Origin of the sequence: Streptomyces seoulensis (assembly GCF_004328625.1) — a bacterium.
In the GTDB taxonomy this organism is placed as follows: Bacteria; Actinomycetota; Actinomycetes; order Streptomycetales; family Streptomycetaceae; genus Streptomyces; species Streptomyces seoulensis.
In genome coordinates this window covers 5,042,038-5,057,122 of record NZ_CP032229.1, presented here as the reverse complement: position 1 = coordinate 5,057,122, position 15,085 = coordinate 5,042,038, and the positions used below count along the sequence as shown (strand labels likewise).

General features: G+C 73.3%; 10 protein-coding genes. 4 read left to right on the top strand and 6 right to left on the bottom strand.

What is annotated here, in order from left to right:
• Window positions 1–150 precede the first annotated feature (150 nt).
• The gene (glgX, locus tag D0Z67_RS23195) at window positions 151–2,304 is read left to right on the top strand and encodes a glycogen debranching protein GlgX (RefSeq protein WP_031181679.1); all 2,154 of its coding nucleotides are present in this window, start codon (window positions 151–153) and stop codon (window positions 2,302–2,304) included.
• A 150-nt stretch (window positions 2,305–2,454) separates the two neighbouring features.
• Window positions 2,455–4,797 (top strand): malto-oligosyltrehalose synthase, encoded by a 2,343-nt coding sequence (treY, locus tag D0Z67_RS23190; protein WP_031181678.1) that lies wholly within the window; start codon window positions 2,455–2,457, stop codon window positions 4,795–4,797.
• A 55-nt stretch (window positions 4,798–4,852) separates the two neighbouring features.
• Here the strand turns inward: treY and D0Z67_RS23185 are convergent, their stop codons facing one another.
• Together D0Z67_RS23185 and D0Z67_RS23180 are read right to left on the bottom strand one after the other, a co-directional pair.
• The gene (locus D0Z67_RS23185; protein WP_031181677.1) at window positions 4,853–5,251 is read right to left on the bottom strand and encodes an SSI family serine proteinase inhibitor; all 399 of its coding nucleotides are present in this window, start codon (window positions 5,249–5,251) and stop codon (window positions 4,853–4,855) included.
• Between the two features lie 89 nt (window positions 5,252–5,340).
• Window positions 5,341–5,892: a DUF1707 and FHA domain-containing protein gene (locus tag D0Z67_RS23180; protein WP_031181676.1), complete on the bottom strand. Its 552-nt coding sequence runs from the start codon at window positions 5,890–5,892 to the stop codon at window positions 5,341–5,343.
• A gap of 173 nt (window positions 5,893–6,065) precedes the next feature.
• On the opposite strand from D0Z67_RS23180, the gene treZ reads away from it, so the two are divergent.
• Window positions 6,066–7,814, top strand: a complete 1,749-nt coding sequence (treZ, locus tag D0Z67_RS23175; protein WP_031181675.1) for a malto-oligosyltrehalose trehalohydrolase — start codon at window positions 6,066–6,068, stop codon at window positions 7,812–7,814.
• Between the two features lie 395 nt (window positions 7,815–8,209).
• Here treZ and D0Z67_RS23170 read toward each other — a convergent pair whose 3' ends face one another.
• The 3 genes from D0Z67_RS23170 to cyc2 all read right to left on the bottom strand — a co-directional run bounded on the left by D0Z67_RS23170 (window position 8,210) and on the right by cyc2 (window position 12,563).
• A complete protein-coding gene (locus D0Z67_RS23170; protein ID WP_031181674.1) occupies window positions 8,210–9,121 on the bottom strand; it encodes an aminoglycoside phosphotransferase family protein in 912 nt (303 codons plus the stop codon).
• 55 nt (window positions 9,122–9,176) lie between these two features.
• Entirely contained in the window at window positions 9,177–10,301 is a 1,125-nt protein-coding gene (locus D0Z67_RS23165; protein ID WP_031181673.1) for an aminopeptidase P family protein, read from the bottom strand.
• Window positions 10,302–10,403: 102 nt separating this feature from the next.
• Entirely contained in the window at window positions 10,404–12,563 is a 2,160-nt protein-coding gene (gene cyc2, locus D0Z67_RS23160; RefSeq protein WP_031181672.1) for a germacradienol/geosmin synthase Cyc2, read from the bottom strand.
• Window positions 12,564–12,799: 236 nt separating this feature from the next.
• On the opposite strand from cyc2, the gene D0Z67_RS23155 reads away from it, so the two are divergent.
• Window positions 12,800–13,903: a cytochrome P450 gene (locus D0Z67_RS23155; RefSeq protein ID WP_107059588.1), complete on the top strand. Its 1,104-nt coding sequence runs from the start codon at window positions 12,800–12,802 to the stop codon at window positions 13,901–13,903.
• On the opposite strand, the gene D0Z67_RS23150 is transcribed toward D0Z67_RS23155, so the two are convergent.
• A complete protein-coding gene (locus D0Z67_RS23150; protein WP_031181670.1) occupies window positions 13,880–15,082 on the bottom strand; it encodes a damage-control phosphatase ARMT1 family protein in 1,203 nt (400 codons plus the stop codon). The genes D0Z67_RS23155 and D0Z67_RS23150 overlap by 24 nt on opposite strands.
• Window positions 15,083–15,085: the final 3 nt, after the last annotated feature.

Here is a 15,085-nt window from a genome sequence, read left to right as displayed (position 1 = left end):
GGCTTCCCTCCTTCGGGTGGGGGTAGAGGTGATCCATGACCACGGGTCGGCCGGCAGCAAAGGGCGCGAGACGTACCGTGCCCTCACTTTCGGGGAGACTCGCCGCCAACGCGCCCCCACCGGGGCCCCGCACCTGGAAGAGTCGAGCGCATGCAGGTCTGGCCTGGAGAGGCGTATCCCCTCGGCGCCACCTATGACGGTGCCGGTACCAACTTCGCGGTCTTCACCGAAGCCGCGGACCGAGTGGAGCTGTGTCTGCTGCACGACGACGGCTCCGAGACGGCGGTGGAACTGCGCGAGAGCGACGCGTTCGTCCGGCACGCGTACCTGCCCGGCGTGATGCCGGGCCAGCGGTACGGGTTCCGGGTGCACGGCCCCTTCGCGCCCGAGCGGGGGCTGCGCTGCAACTCCGCGAAGCTGCTGCTCGACCCGTACGCGAAGGCGGTCAGCGGGTCGGTGCAGTGGGGCGAGGAGGTGTACGGCTACCACTTCGGCGCCCCCGATCAGCGCAACGACCTGGACTCCGCGCCGCACACCATGAGTTCGGTGGTGATCAACCCCTATTTCGACTGGGGCGACGACCGTCCGCCGCGCACCGACTACCACCGCACGGTGATCTACGAGGCTCATGTGAAGGGCCTGACGATGCGTCACCCGGGGCTGCCGGACGAGCTGCGCGGCACCTACGCCGGGCTCGCCCACCCGGCCGTCATCGAGCATCTGACCCGGCTCGGGGTGACCGCGCTGGAGCTGATGCCGGTGCACCAGTTCGTCAACGACCACCGCCTGGTCGACATGGGCCTGAACAACTACTGGGGCTACAACACCATCGGCTTCTTCGCCCCGCACAACGCGTACGCCTCCTGGGGCGACCGGGGCCAGCAGGTGCTGGAGTTCAAGTCGGCGGTGCGGGCGCTGCACGAGGCGGGGATCGAGGTCATCCTCGACGTGGTCTACAACCACACCGCCGAGGGCAACCACCTGGGCCCCACCCTGTCGTTCAAGGGCATCGACAACCCGTCGTACTACCGGCTGACCGACGATCCGCGCTACTACATGGACACCACCGGCACCGGCAACAGCCTGCTGATGCGCTCGCCGCACGTGCTGCAGCTCATCATGGACTCGCTGCGGTACTGGGTGACCGAGATGCATGTAGACGGGTTCCGCTTCGACCTCGCGGCCACGCTGGCCCGGCAGTTCCACGAGGTGGACCGGCTGTCGTCGTTCTTCGACCTGGTCCAGCAGGACCCGGTGGTCTCCCAGGTGAAGCTGATCGCCGAGCCGTGGGACGTGGGCGAGGGCGGCTATCAGGTGGGCAACTTCCCGCCGCTGTGGACCGAGTGGAACGGCAAGTACCGGGACACCGTGCGGGACCTGTGGCGCGGGGAGCCGCGCGCGCTGGCGGAGTTCGCGTCCCGGCTCACCGGGTCCTCCGACCTCTACCAGGACGACGGCCGCCGTCCGCTGGCCTCGATCAACTTCGTCACCTGCCACGACGGTTTCACCCTGCACGACCTCGTCGCGTACAACGACAAGCACAACGACGCCAACGGCGAGGAGAACCGGGACGGCGAGAGCCACAACCGGTCCTGGAACTGCGGGGTGGAGGGCGACACCGACGACGCGGACGTGCGCGAGCTGCGCGGCCGGCAGATGCGCAACTTCATCGCCACCCTGATGCTGTCCCAGGGGGTGCCGATGATCAGCCACGGCGACGAGTTCGCCCGCACCCAGCGCGGCAACAACAACGCCTACTGCCAGGACAACGAGATCTCCTGGGTGGACTGGCCGGACCCCGACGAGGAGGCGGCCGTGGAGGCCGCGGGCGCCGACGGCGACGAGCGGGCCGCGCTGCTGGAGTTCACCCGCGCGATGGTGGACCTGCGCAGCGAGCACCCGGTGTTCCGGCGCCGCCGCTTCCTGCACGGGCGCCCGGTGGAGGGCACCCAGGACGAGCTGTCGGACGTCGCCTGGTTCACCCCGGAGGGCGAGCAGATGGCGCAGGCCGACTGGGACTCGGCGCCCGCCTCCGCGCTGGCGGTGTTCCTGAACGGCAACGCCATCTCCGAGCCCGGCCCGCGCGGGGAGCACATCGCGGACGACTCGTTCCTGCTGATGTTCAACGCCTCGCACGAGCCGCTGGACTTCCTGGTGCCGGTGGACCACGGCAGGCAGTGGCAGGTGGTCGTGGACACCGCCCGGCCCGAGGGGGTGCCGCCGGGCCAGGGTCCGAAGGTGGCGGCCGGTGACCGGCTCAGCCTGCCGGACCGCAGCCTGACCGTGCTCCAGCGCCCGGCGTAGCGCGCCCCGGCCGGGGACACGGCAAGCCCGCCGTGTCCCCGGCTGTCCGGTTCAGGTGGGCCGACCTGGGCCGGATGCGCGGCGGATGACACGAACGGTGGCTCGCGGGGTACGTAGCTCTGCATGACTTCAGTGCGACCCGGACCAGGGGTGCCCACGGCCACCTACCGCCTACAGCTCCAGCCCTCGTTCCCCTTCGCCGCTGCCGAGGCGGCCGTGCCCTATCTGGCGTCGCTGGGCGTCTCGCACCTGCATCTGTCCCCCGTGCTGGAGGCCGTCCCCGGCTCCACGCACGGCTACGACGTGGTGGACCACACCCGGGTGCGCGCGGAGCTGGGCGGCGAGGACGGGCTCAGGTCGCTGTCCCGCACCGCGCGGGAGCACGGGCTCGGGCTGGTGGTGGACATCGTGCCCAACCACATGGCGATGGCCCCCCGCTACAACCGCGCCCTGTGGGAGGTGCTCAGGGAGGGCCCCGAGTCGCCGTACGCGCGCTGGTTCGACATCGACTGGGCCTCGCGCGGCGGCCAGGTGCTGCTGCCGGTGCTCGGCGGGCCCGTCGCCGCCGAGCGGGAGCATCTGGTGGCCGACGGCGAGCTGCTGCGCTACCACGACCACCTGTTCCCGGTGCGCTCCGGCACCGAGGGCCTGCCGCTGCCAGAGCTGCTGGACGCCCAGTGGTACCGCCCGGTGTGGTGGCGGCTGGCCCGCACCGAGCTGAACTACCGGCGCTTCTTCAGCATCTCCGAGCTGATCGGGGTGCGGGTGGAGGACCCCGAGGTCTTCGACGCCACCCATGGCAAGATCCTCCAGCTGCTGGCCGAGGACGTGATCGAGGGCCTGCGCATCGATCACCCGGACGGCCTCGCCGACCCCGACGCCTATCTGGCCCGGCTGGACGAGGCGACCGGGGGCCGCTGGACGGTGGTGGAGAAGATCCTCGCCGACGAGGAGGAGCTTCCCGATTCCTGGCCCGTCGCCGGCACCACCGGCTACGACGCCCTGCGCCGCATCGACGGGGTGTTCACCGGTCCGGCCGGTGCCGCCGAACTCGAAGCGCATTACCGGGCCTTCGCGGCGCCGCAGCTCGACCGGGGCGGCGACTGGGGCGCCACCGTGCGCCGGGCCGCGTACAAGGTGCTCACCCATGAGCTGGCCGCCGAGGCCGACCGGCTGACCCGCTCGGCCGTCCGGCTGTGCGCGGCCTCCTTGGACCTGGCGCTGCGCGACCGGGCGCCCTGGGCGCTGCGCACGGCCCTGGAGGAGCTGCTGGTCCGGATGCCGGTCTACCGCCCGTACACCTCCGAGGACGCCGCCTCCGTCGTCACCGAGGAGGCGGCGGCCGAGGCACGGCGGGCGTTCGCGGTGACGGAGGAGGCCGACGCGGTCGATCTGGTACGCGGACTGCTGACCGGTCCGGACGACGGCACACTGCCCGAACTCAGCGAGTTCCGCGCCCGGTTCGCGCAGACGGCGTCGGCGCTGCGGGCCAAGTCGGTGGAGGACACGGCGTTCTACCGCTACGTCCCGCTGCTGTCGGCGACCGAGGTGGGCGGCGATCCGGGCCGGGTGGGGGTCTCCCCGGCGGAGTTCCACGCCTACTGCGCCCGGCTGGCGAGCCACTGGCCGGACACCGGCACGGTGGTCACCACGCACGACACCAAGCGCAGCGCGGACGTCCGGGCGGCGCTGAACGTGCTCACCGAGTGCCCCGGCCGCTGGGCCAAGCTGCTCACCGAGGTGAGCCGGGAGCCGGAGGTCGTCCCCGACGGCCAGCTGGCCTGGGCCGCCTGGCAGACGGTCTTCGGACTCGGCCCGGCCGAGGAGGAGCGGGTACGCGAGGCGTTGCTGAAGCACGTCCGCGAGGCGGGCATGTACACGAGCTGGACCGAGCAGGAGCGGCCGTACGAGGACGCGGTGGCCGCGTTCGTCGCCGCCGGGCCCTGCGGGCCGCCCGGTGAGCGGGTGGCCGCCTTCCGCAAGGAGCTGGAGCCGCACATCCGGGCCAACGTGCTGGGCACCGCGCTGGTCCACCTGACGATGCCGGGCGTGCCCGACCTGTACCAGGGCACGGAGAGCGAGTACCGGGCGCTGGTGGACCCCGACAACCGGCGTCCGGTGCCCTTCCCGCCGGCCGCGCCGGGCGAGAAGGAGGCGCTGACCACGGCCGCGCTGCGGCTCCGGGCGCGCCGGCCGGAGGTCTTCGGCCGGGAGGGGGCCTACGCCCCGCTGCTCGCCGAGGGACCGTCGGCCGAGCATGTGCTGGCGTTCTCCCGCTCCGGCGAGGTGATCACGGCGGTGACCCGGCTCTCGGTGCACCTGGCGGAGGCGGGCGGCTGGCACGACACCCACCTCGCGCTGCCGCCCGGCCGCTGGCGGGACGTCCTCGCCCCGGACCGCGAGTTCACGGGCGAGGTGCGCGCGGAGGACCTGTTCTCCGCGCTGCCGGTGGGGCTGCTGGAGCGGGTCGACGAATCGGTGAGCGCGGTCTGAGCGGCCGGGCGGGCCGGGTGGCGGGAGAACGCGGGGCCGCCACCCGGCCACGCCGTCAGCCCTCCAGGGCGAACACGTCACCCGTCTCCGCGTGCAGCTCGCAGGCGTTGCCGAACGTCCGGTCGTAGGAGACGGGCTTGCCGTGCCAGCTGCCGTGGGCGCGGGCGCGGACCGGTGCGTAGACCAGCGTGCAGAGGGTGTCCTTGTCGCCCAGGCGGCTGAAGTCACCCTCCACTGCCGTGAGTTCCGCGCATGCTTCGGCGGCCTTGGGGTGGCCCTGCGGCGGGTCGCAGAGCAGCAGGGCGGCGCGGCTGCCGGCGCCGTCGGTGCCGGGCCGGGTGACGGTGAGGGAGAGCCAGTCGACGGACGCCGCGTGGGCCGTGGTGCCGGGGGCGAGCAGACAGGTGACCATGAGGGTGGCGGCGAGCGCCGCCGTACGTGTCAGACGGTTCATGACCGGTGCATCGGCACGTCGGCCGGGCCGCGCCAGTCCGGCTCACCCGAACGGCAGCCATGACGGCACACCGGTTCGGGCCCGGTGCGTCAGTCCACCGCGAGCCGGTAGGACACCGTGCCGAAGCCGACGAGGTCCCCCTCGCGCACCGCCACGGCACCCAGCACCCGGCGCCCGTTCACGGTGGTGCCGTTGGTCGAGCCGAGGTCCCGCAGCACCCACATGCCGCCCTGGTACCGGAGTTCGGCGTGCACCCGGGACACGGTGTCGTGGTTGAGCCGGAGTCCGCTGGCCGGGTCGCGGCCGATGCGCAGCGGGTGGCCGTGCGTCGGGTGGGGCAGCAGCAGCTTGGGCAGCCGCTCGGCACGCCAGGCCCGGCCCAGCCGGACGCCGAAGCCGGACACGGCCTCCACGGTGCCGAACAGGGCGCGGCTCAGCCGGTTGCCGTCCTTGAGGTCGGCGGTGAGCACGGCGAGTTCGCGGGGGCTGCGCGCGGCGAGGGCCAGCTCCATGCGGTGCACGAACGTGTCGTGCGACAGCTTGCCCAGGGCGACGCCGTCCCGCAGTACCCGCAGCGCCTTGTCGCGTTCCGCGTCGGAGACCCGTACGGGATACACGGGGAATTCGAAGGACGACGTCACATGCGTGATTGTCGGGCAGCGCACCCCGAGGTGTCCAGAAGAGGCAACCGACGCCCACGGCCGCCCAGTTCCGCGACACCCGGGTGGAAAGCCCCGATTCGAAAGCGGATTGATCGAATTCGCGGCACGATGGACCGACTGCATCACGGTGAGCAGACGAAGGGGAACCGTCCGTGAAGTTCGAGGTGTGGGCACCACAGGCAGACCGGGTCGCGCTCAGCTGCGAGGGCGCCACGCGGACGATGGAACCCGATCCGCAGCGGCCGGGCTGGTGGACGGCCGAGGCCGACGCGGCGGACGGCGCGCGGTACGGCTTCGCGCTGGACGACGGGCCCGTCCTGCCCGACCCGCGCTCGCGCCGCCTGCCGGACGGCCCGGACGGACTGAGCGCGGTCGTCGACCAGGACCGGTACGCCTGGCGGGCCGACTGGCCGGGGCGCGGGCTGCCGGGGGCGGTGCTGTACGAGCTGCACGTGGGCACGTACACCCCCGAGGGCACGCTGGACGCGGCCGCCGGCCGGCTCGGCCATCTGAAGGAACTGGGCATCACCCACGTGGAGTTGATGCCGCTGTCCTCCTTCCCCGGCCGGCACGGCTGGGGGTACGACGGGGTCGCGCCGTGGGCGGTGCACGAGCCGTACGGCGGGCCGGAGGCGCTGAAGCGGTTCGTGGACCGGGCGCACGAGCTGGGCCTCAGTGTCGTGCTGGACGTGGTGCACAACCACCTCGGCCCCTCCGGCAACCAACTCCCGGCTTTCGGGCCGTACTTCACGGAGACCCACCAGACCCCGTGGGGCGCGGCGGTGAACCTGGACGCGCCCGGCTCGGACGAGGTGCGCGCCTACTTCCGGGACAGCGCCCTGGCCTGGCTGAGGGACTTCCGCCTCGACGGGCTCCGGCTGGACGCGGTGCACGCCCTGCACGACGACCGTGCCCGGCACTTCCTGGAGGAACTGTCGGAGTCGGTGGACGCGCTGGGCGAGGAGGTGGGGCGCCCGCTGTTCCTGATCGCGGAGTCCGACCTCAACGACCCCCGGATGATCACCCCGCGCACCGAGCACGGCCTCGGCCTGCACGCCCAGTGGAACGACGACTTCCACCACGCCCTGCACACCGCCCTGACCGACGAGTCCCAGGGCTACTACGCCGACTTCGCCCGCGCCCCGCTCGCCGCGCTGGCCAAGACCCTGACCGGCGGCTACTTCCACGACGGCACCTTCTCCAGTTTCCGGGGCCGGGCCCACGGCCGGCCGCTGGACCGGGCCCGGCTGAGCGGGCACCGGCTGCTGGGGTACAGCCAGACCCACGACCAGATCGGCAACCGCGCCCAGGGCGACCGCCTCGCCGCCACCCTCTCCCCCGGCCTGCTGGCCTGCGCCGCCACGCTCACCCTGACCTCGCCGCTCACCCCGATGCTGTTCATGGGCGAGGAGTGGGCGGCCGGCACGCCCTGGCAGTACTTCACCGACCACACCGACCCCGAGCTGGCGGAGGCCGTACGGCGGGGCAGGCGGCGGGAGTTCGCCTCCCACGGCTGGGCCGAGGAGGACGTGCCCGACCCGCAGGACCCCGCCACCCGCGACCGCTCCTGCCTCGACTGGTCCGAGCCGGAGCGCGATCCCCACGCCCGCGTCCTCGCCTGGTACCGCCGCCTCATCGCCCTGCGCCACGGCCGCCCCGACCTCACCGTGCCCGACCTCGCGGACACCAAGGTCGCCTACGACGAGTCCGCCCACTGGCTGGCCTTCCGCCGGGGTGACATCCGCGTCGCGGTCAACCTCGGCAAGGAGCCGGCCGCCATCCCGCTGGGCACCGGCCACCTGGAGATCCTGGCCGCCTGGGACGACTCGGTGCAGCCACCGGGCCCGGACGGGATGCTCCAGGTACCGGGCGAGTCCTGCGTGGTGCTGTCCCAGCCATAGGCTGCCGCCGGCTTGGCGGGTTGGGCCGGCCGTGGCGGGGTCTGCTGGGGGCGGGCCCGGCAGCGTGGGGTGCCCGCGCCCTGGGCGCGCCTTGGTCGGGCAGGACGCGGGCTTGCGTCCGGGAGGCAGGGCGCGGGCGTGGGCCCGGAGCGCGGGCTTGGGCCCGGGACGCCAGGCGCGGGCTTGCGCTCAGGGCTTGGTCCCGGGGCGCGGGCCTGAGACACGGTCCGGGCCTTGGACGCAGGGCGCGGGCCGGGGCTCGGAGCCCGAGCTTGAGGCGCGGGCTCGTGGCACGGGCGCGGGGCCGCGGGCCGGGCTCGGAGCCCGAGCTTGAGGCGCGGGTTCGGACCTAGGCACGGGCTCACACGCCGCGCGCCCGAGCCCCGCCGAGCCCCCTACTCCTCGTCCTTCAGCTCCGTCACCCGCTCCAGCATGATCGGCTCCCAGGCCCGGAGGAGGGCCGCGTGCAGGGGTCCCGCCGACGGGGTGTCCAGGTGTTCGGTCAGGGCGATCACGGTGTCGCAGCGGGCGAGCCAGAGGCCGCGGAGGCAGGGGCGGGGGCCGTACCCGGCGAGGGTGGCGGCGCGGACGGCGGCGGGGGCGCCGACCGAGGTGGCGAGGGCGGCGATGTCCTCGGCCGGGTCGCCGAGGGCCGCGCCGGTCCAGTCCAGGACCGCGCGGACCCGGCCGTCGGCGCTGATCATGACGTGGTCGTCGGTGAGCCGGTGGTGGGTGAGGACGGCCGAGCCCGCCTGCGCGGCGAGCTGCGCGGCCCCGGACGGCGTGAGCTGGCGCAGCCGCCCCGCGTCGAACTCGTCGGCGGCGGCGAGACGTTCGGCCGCGTGGGCGGCGATACGGCGCAGCGCCCCCAGCGAGCGCGGAGCCGCACGCGGCACCCCGAGCGTCTCGGCCTGCCGCACCGGGACCGCGCGCAGCCCGGTGAACAGCCCCGCGAGGTCGGCCTCCCCGAGCGCGGACACCTCGAGCCCGCCGCCGTAGTCGCCCGGCAGCCTCGCGTCGAGCGTGCAGGCGAGTCCGGGCGTCCAGTCGCCGTGCGCCACCCCCGACGGCACGACGACGGGCACGTGCGGCCGCACCAGATCCCGCAGCCGCGTCTCGCGCCGCAGCCGCACGGACGCCTCGCGGTCGGGCGCGAGCCGCAGCACGTACCGGGTCCCGACCCACCAGGTGTACGGGTGCTCCGGCGCGACGGGCCGTACCTCGGGCCCGTTGGCCGGACCGCTCCTGAGCAGCGAGCGGACCAGTGCGCGCACGGTGTCCGGGGTGGGGGTCGGGGGCCGGGTCATGGGTCGTGTCTCGCCGTTCGGGAGGGTCGTCGCGGAGGTCGCCGCCTGGGTCTGGTCAGTCCACCACGACCATCTCACGGGTGGTGTTGTTCAGGCGGCGTCCACCGTCCTCCGTCACCGTCACGATGTCCTCGATCCGGACCCCGAACCGGCCGGGCAGGTAGATGCCGGGTTCGACCGAGAAGCACATGCCGGGCACGAGCGGCTGTTCCTCGCCCTCGATCATGTACGGCGGCTCGTGGGTGGTGACGCCGATGCCGTGCCCGGTGCGGTGGATGAAGTACGGCCCGTACCCCGCGTCCTCGATCACCGCGCGGGCGGCACGGTCGACGTCCTGGCAGGTGGCGCCCGGCCGGACGGCCCGGAACCCGGCCTCCTGCGCGGCCCGCACCACGTCGTGCACCCGGCGCTCCTCCTCGGTCGGCTCGCCCACGTGGACCGTGCGTGTGGTGTCGGAGCCGTAGCCGTCCTTGAGCCCGCCGAAGTCGAGCACGACCATGTCGCCCCGCTGGATGACCCGCTCCCCGACCTCGTGGTGCGGGTTGGCGCCGTTGGGACCGGAGCCGACGATGGTGAAGTCCACCTGGGAGTGGCCGAAGCGGCGCAGCAGATCGGCGAGGTCGCGCCCCACCTCGTCCTCGCGCCGCCCGGCGAAGGGCAGCAGGCGGATCTCCTCGAAGGCGGCGTCGGCCGCGGCCCCGGCGGCGGCGAGCAGTTCCAGCTCGGCCGCGTCCTTGACGGCACGCAGCATGGGCAGCGCGTCGGTGAGCGCGGCGCACCTGAGGTCCGGCAGGACCCGCTGGAGGGCGAGCAGATGCAGCGCCCACGCGTTGTCGCTGACGCCGACGCCGCCCTTGGGGTCGAGCAGCTCGGCGGTGAGGGAGTGCGGGTCCTCGCCGTCGGTCCACTTCAGCAGGGTGAGCGCGGGGGCGCCGACGGCCCGCTCGGCGTCGGGCGCCTCCAGCGCGGGCACCACGAGCACGGGTTCGCGGCCGGGCACGAGGACGAGCAGGGTGAGCCGCTCGGTGACCGGAGGCGCGTACCCGGTGAGCCAGACGAGATCCGGTCCCGGCGCCACGAGCAGCCCCCCGAGCCCCGCCTCGGCGGCGGCGCCGGCCGCGCGCGCCATCCGGGCGCGGTAGTCCTCGGCGGTGAAGATCGCGGGCGTGCTGCCGGTCATCCGGGCCTCCGGGTGTGGTCGTGGGCGTACGGCCATCATGACGCGCGGGACAGGGGGCGACCACCGGGTTTCCCGTGGTCGCCCGGGGGCCGCGGGGTGCCGTCAGCCGGCCGGTTGGAGCCGTCCCGGTGTCTGGCCGGGTACGAAGCCATGGGCGCGGCCGGCCAGCCACTCGGCCTTGTAACGGTCCACCTCCCGATGCCAGTTGAGGATGCCCGCGAGCCAGTTCTGGAGGTCGAGGACATAGTGGTCCATCGCCGCGCGCGCCTCTTCGGAGAGCTGGAAGTCGTCGTAGAGCACGGGCAGTTCGTGCGCGATGACATGCTCGAACTGCTGCATGCGCTGGGTCATCAGATCGTGCACGACGGCGAGCGCGGCCGGGTAGTCGACGCCGAAGAAGTTCTGCACGACGAGGATCGCGTTGTGGATCTCGCCCTCGTACTCGATCTCCTTCTGGTACGAGAACACGTCGTTGAGCAGGCAGGCGTAGTCGATGGCCGCGTTCTCCAGTGAGCGCACCGGCCCGGTGCGGTACACCTCGGGCGGGACGGCCGGGCCCTGGCCCATCCGGCACATGCTCAGGGTGAGGTCGGAGCCGAAGGTGGCGCGGCGCATCTCCAGGTAGTCGACGGGATCGGGGACCCGGTGCTGGAGCTGGTTGGACAGCTCCCACACCCAGCTCTCGGTCATCACGTCGACGGCGGCCTTCAGGGTCTGCCGCTGTTCGGCGCTCATCGGCGCGGTGGTCCGGGTCCACAGGTCGACGAGCCCGCGCTCCATGGCGTTGACCGGGACGATCCCCGGTTCCCCGGCCACGGACATGCACTGCGAGAGCCGGGCCGTGGTCAGCCGGGCGGCGGCCAGGTCGCGGCGGTGGCCGTACACCAGGGGGTAGTAGTCGTCGCCGTACGTCCCCCAGGCGAGCCACTGCGCGCTCAGGTCGAGCGCCTCGGGGGTGGCGTCGGGATCGAGTCCGGCGGAGCACAGCGCGAGGTCGTACGCGGCGAGCTTGTCCTCGTCCCAGACCCCTTCGCCGAGGATGCCCATGGTGTGGCACCACGTGAGGAGGTTCCGCCGGGAGGCGTCGACGTGCGGGCTCAGCTCCAGCGGGAAGGGCATGTGGAAGTCGGGCAGCAGCGACGGGCCGACCTTCTGGTACGGGACGTGGGTGTACGCGCGCAGGCGTTCGGCGCCCGCCGAGGCGAGCAGGGCGCGCACGTCGGCGGCGGAGGTGCCGGGGCCGCTCGGCACCCGCCAGGGCGTCTCGGAGCGGGCGCCCTGGTTCATGTAGCGGCTGGAGCGCAAGTGCCACTCGTGGCCGCCGGACTGCCAGTCCTGGAGTCCCTTGGTGTAGGCGGCGACCGCCGCGACCTCGTCGGGCCGCAGCCCCTTCTCCAGCGCGACGGCGGGCACCTCGGTGAGCGCGGTGTGCTCGAACTGGTGCAGCCGGGAGGTGAGGACGTCGTTGACGGTCTCGGCGGCCTCCTGGGTGGCGCAGCCGAAGAACCGCTCCAGCACGAGCACGCCGTTGCTGTTCTCGCCCTCCTCCTCCACCTCGCGCTGGTAGGAGAACAGGTCGTTGCGCAGGTGGACGGCGTCGGAGAAGGTCTCCATCAGCACCCGCAGCGGCCGGGACTCCGCGACCGACGCGGGCACCTCCGCCGTCGCGTACTCCACCAGCCCCGCCGACCAGGGGGCGCCGCCCACCTTGCGGCGCATCTCGATGTACTCGACCGGGTTGGCGATACGGCCCTCGTTGATGTTGGACAGCTCCCACATCGACTCGTTCAACAGGTGCTCGGTCGCCACGGCGAAGCGGCGCCGCCAGTCCGCCGACATCGCCGGGACCGTGCGCGCCCACAGGTCGGCGAGGCCCGCCTCGACCGGGTTCTCCGGCTCGGGGACGGGCGCGCCCGGGTCGAGCGGCATGAACAGCGGGAGCCGGTCCAGGTGGGCCTTGCCGGCCACGCGGTCCGGGGTGCGCTTGAACATGTCGAGGAAGTGGTCGTCGAAGAAGAACACCCACACGTACCAGTCGGTGATCAGCGAGAGCGCCGGTCCGTCGCAGTCGGGGTGGGTGTAGGCGCACAGCAGGCCGTAGTCATGGGCCTCCAGATCGGCCTGGTCCCAGATGCCCGACCCCTCCAGCATGCCCATCTCACGCGCCCACGCGGTGGAGTGGGAACGGGCGTCGTCGAGATGCGGGTTGAGCCGCGCGGGATACGGCATGTAGAAGTGCGGGAGTTCGAACGGCTGCGTCATGGCGGGGGGCTACCCGGCGGGCAAATGGGTCATCCGCCGCGACGGGGATGATCACACCATCGCGTGAACCGGTACCGAAACCGGGAACTCGCACCGCCTGGTGTGGCGTTGACCGTCACAGCCACCCCCCTGCCCGGGGCCCGTTTTCCGGCCCGGCCGACGACATCCGGACAGCCGGGCACCGGAGGCCGTCACTCCCCTTGTCCGTCCCCCGGGCCGGGGCCACGGTATGGGCCATGATCCCCACCCCGCCTCCCCGGCACCGATTACCGCACGCCCCCGCCCCGGTGTCCTGGCAGGACGAGCCCGGCACGGCGGACGACCCGCCCGGCGCCGGTTTCTGGGCGGTGACCCGGCACGCCGACGCCCTTCGCGTACTCGAAGACCCGACGACGTACTCCTCCCTCCCCGGACCCGGTGAACTCCCGCTCCTGAGACGGCTGCTGTCCCACCAGGACCCGCCCCAGCACACCCGCCTCAGAGACCACGCGGCACGCGCCCTCACCCCCGAGCGCGTCCGGCGCTTCACCGAGACCGCCCGCGAGCGCGCCCGCACCCTGCTCACCCGGGCCCTGGACACGGCCCGCGCCTCCGACGGCGTCCTCGACCTCGCCGGCGCCGTGTCCGACCCGTACACCGCGCTCAACCTGGCCGACCTGCTGGGCATCCCGCACGCCGACCGGCGCCGCCTGGCCGGCTGGACCGGCCCGCGGGCCCTGGACGACATGGCCGGGTACGCCCCTCACCTGATCGTCCACCGCCGCCGCTACCCGGACGACGACCTTGTCACGGCGCTCGCCCACAACGCCCGACTCACCTCGGACGAGCTTCGGATGCTCGTCCCCCTCCTCCTGACCACCGGCCTGGCCCCCATGCGCGACGCGGCGGCGGGCGGACTCGCGCTGCTGGCGGAACACCCCGAGGTGTACCGGAGCCTGCGCGACGGAACGGCGGAACTCGGCGCCGCGATAGAGGAGTTGCTCCGACTGCGGCCGCCCCTGCTCAGCCTCCGTCGCACCGCCGCCACGGACACCGAACTCTCCGGCCGGCGCATCCGGCGCGGTGACACGGTGATCGTCTCGCTCACGGCCGCCCACCGGGACGACCGGGTCTTCACCGACCCCGCCCGGCTGGACCTGGCCCGCACACCCAACCCACACCTCTCGCTCGGCGCGGGCCCGCACCTCTGTCTGGGCGCCGACTTCGCCCGACTGCAATTGCGCGTCCTCCACGAGGAGGTGCTGCGCGCGCTGCCGGAGCTGCGGCTCGCCGGGCCGGTGCTGTCCTCCGGCTCCGGCGTCACCGACGGGGTCGCGTCACTGCCCGTCCGGGCCGGCTGACGGGTTGACCTGGATGAGGGCGTGGGTGCCGCTGGTGAGCCACTTCTTCCCCTCCGCCTTGTCCAGCGCGGCCTCGGTGGCCGGGGAGAGCCCGGTGATCACCTCGGACTTGAGGGTGCGCAGCGCGGCCACCGGGCCGGGGAAGTAGGCGGTCACCTCGTCGAAGGGCGTGATGGCGGGCCAGTAGCGGTCGCCCACCAGGCGGCGGTAGTTGAGGTCGCCCTTGAACAGGGTGAGGGCGGCCGCCGCGAAGTCGGCGCGGAGGTCGTCCGGCATGTCGGCGTAGGGCAGCGGCGAGCAGGAGAAGGGGTGGGCGTGCAGGACCAGGCGGCCGTCGCCCAGGGCCGACCAGAGCGTGTCGCCGTACTCGGCCGCCAGACCGCCGGCCGCGCGCAGGCGGTGCAGCGCGTCGATGACGTCGGCGGTGGTGGCGTCGGAGACGTAGTACGGGGTCGGTTTGAGGTGCAGGACCGCGCGGCCGACGCGGGGCTCGGTGAGGAGCGCGGCGATCAGCAGCAGGTCGGGGACGAGTTCGCGGCCGGCGTTGTCCGCGACCAGGCACAGGGTGCCGGTGCCGCCGGGCGGGAGCAGTGTCCAGAGGAGGTCGCTGTCGTCGGCGACCAGTCCGGGGGCCGCTTCGCCCTGCTCACCGCCCTCCGAGGACAGCTGGAAGCTGAGGTCGGCGCGGTTGCCCCACAAAGAGCCGCTCAACAGCGCGCAATTGCGTTCGTCGGCCGGGCGGTCCCGGAGTTGGTCGAGCGCGGACAGCTCGGCGCCGGTCTCGGCGGAGTCGAGTTCGCCGGTCTTGGAGGGGCGGAACGGGTCGACACCATGCCAGGCGCCGGGGCCGAAGAAGCCGACGGCGTCGAGCAGGAGGCGGTAGAAGTAGCTCTCGGCCCACAGCCACGGCACGTCGAACCAGGACTGCCCCGCGTAGGTGTCCATGCCCCAGCTCACCCAGCGGGCGCGGTCGGGGGCGTCGGCGGGAAGGGGTTCGATCACGCCCTCGGTGCAGTTCTCCAGCAGGGCGTCCAGGGCGCGCCGCTGCGGGGGCTCGTAGGGGAGGCCGGCGCGGACCTGACGAATGATCGCGGGGTGCCGTTCGGCCAGCGTGCGGTGCGGGAAGGAGCCGGGTGCGTCGGCGCGGATGACGGGCGCGGTGGGGGCGGCGTCGGACATGCC

Bases quoted from the DNA above. Each gene is read 5' to 3' on its own strand.
- glgX (WP_031181679.1), top strand. From the start codon at position 151: ATGCAGGTCTGGCCTGGAGAGGCGTATCCCCTCGGCGCCACCTATGAC.
- D0Z67_RS23185 (WP_031181677.1), bottom strand. From the start codon at position 5,251: ATGAACCGTCTGACACGTACGGCGGCGCTCGCCGCCACCCTCATGGTC.
- D0Z67_RS23170 (WP_031181674.1), bottom strand. From the start codon at position 9,121: ATGACCCGGCCCCCGACCCCCACCCCGGACACCGTGCGCGCACTGGTC.
- D0Z67_RS23165 (WP_031181673.1), bottom strand. From the start codon at position 10,301: ATGACCGGCAGCACGCCCGCGATCTTCACCGCCGAGGACTACCGCGCC.
- cyc2 (WP_031181672.1), bottom strand. From the start codon at position 12,563: ATGACGCAGCCGTTCGAACTCCCGCACTTCTACATGCCGTATCCCGCG.
- D0Z67_RS23155 (WP_107059588.1), top strand. From the start codon at position 12,800: ATGATCCCCACCCCGCCTCCCCGGCACCGATTACCGCACGCCCCCGCC.
- D0Z67_RS23150 (WP_031181670.1), bottom strand. From the start codon at position 15,082: ATGTCCGACGCCGCCCCCACCGCGCCCGTCATCCGCGCCGACGCACCC.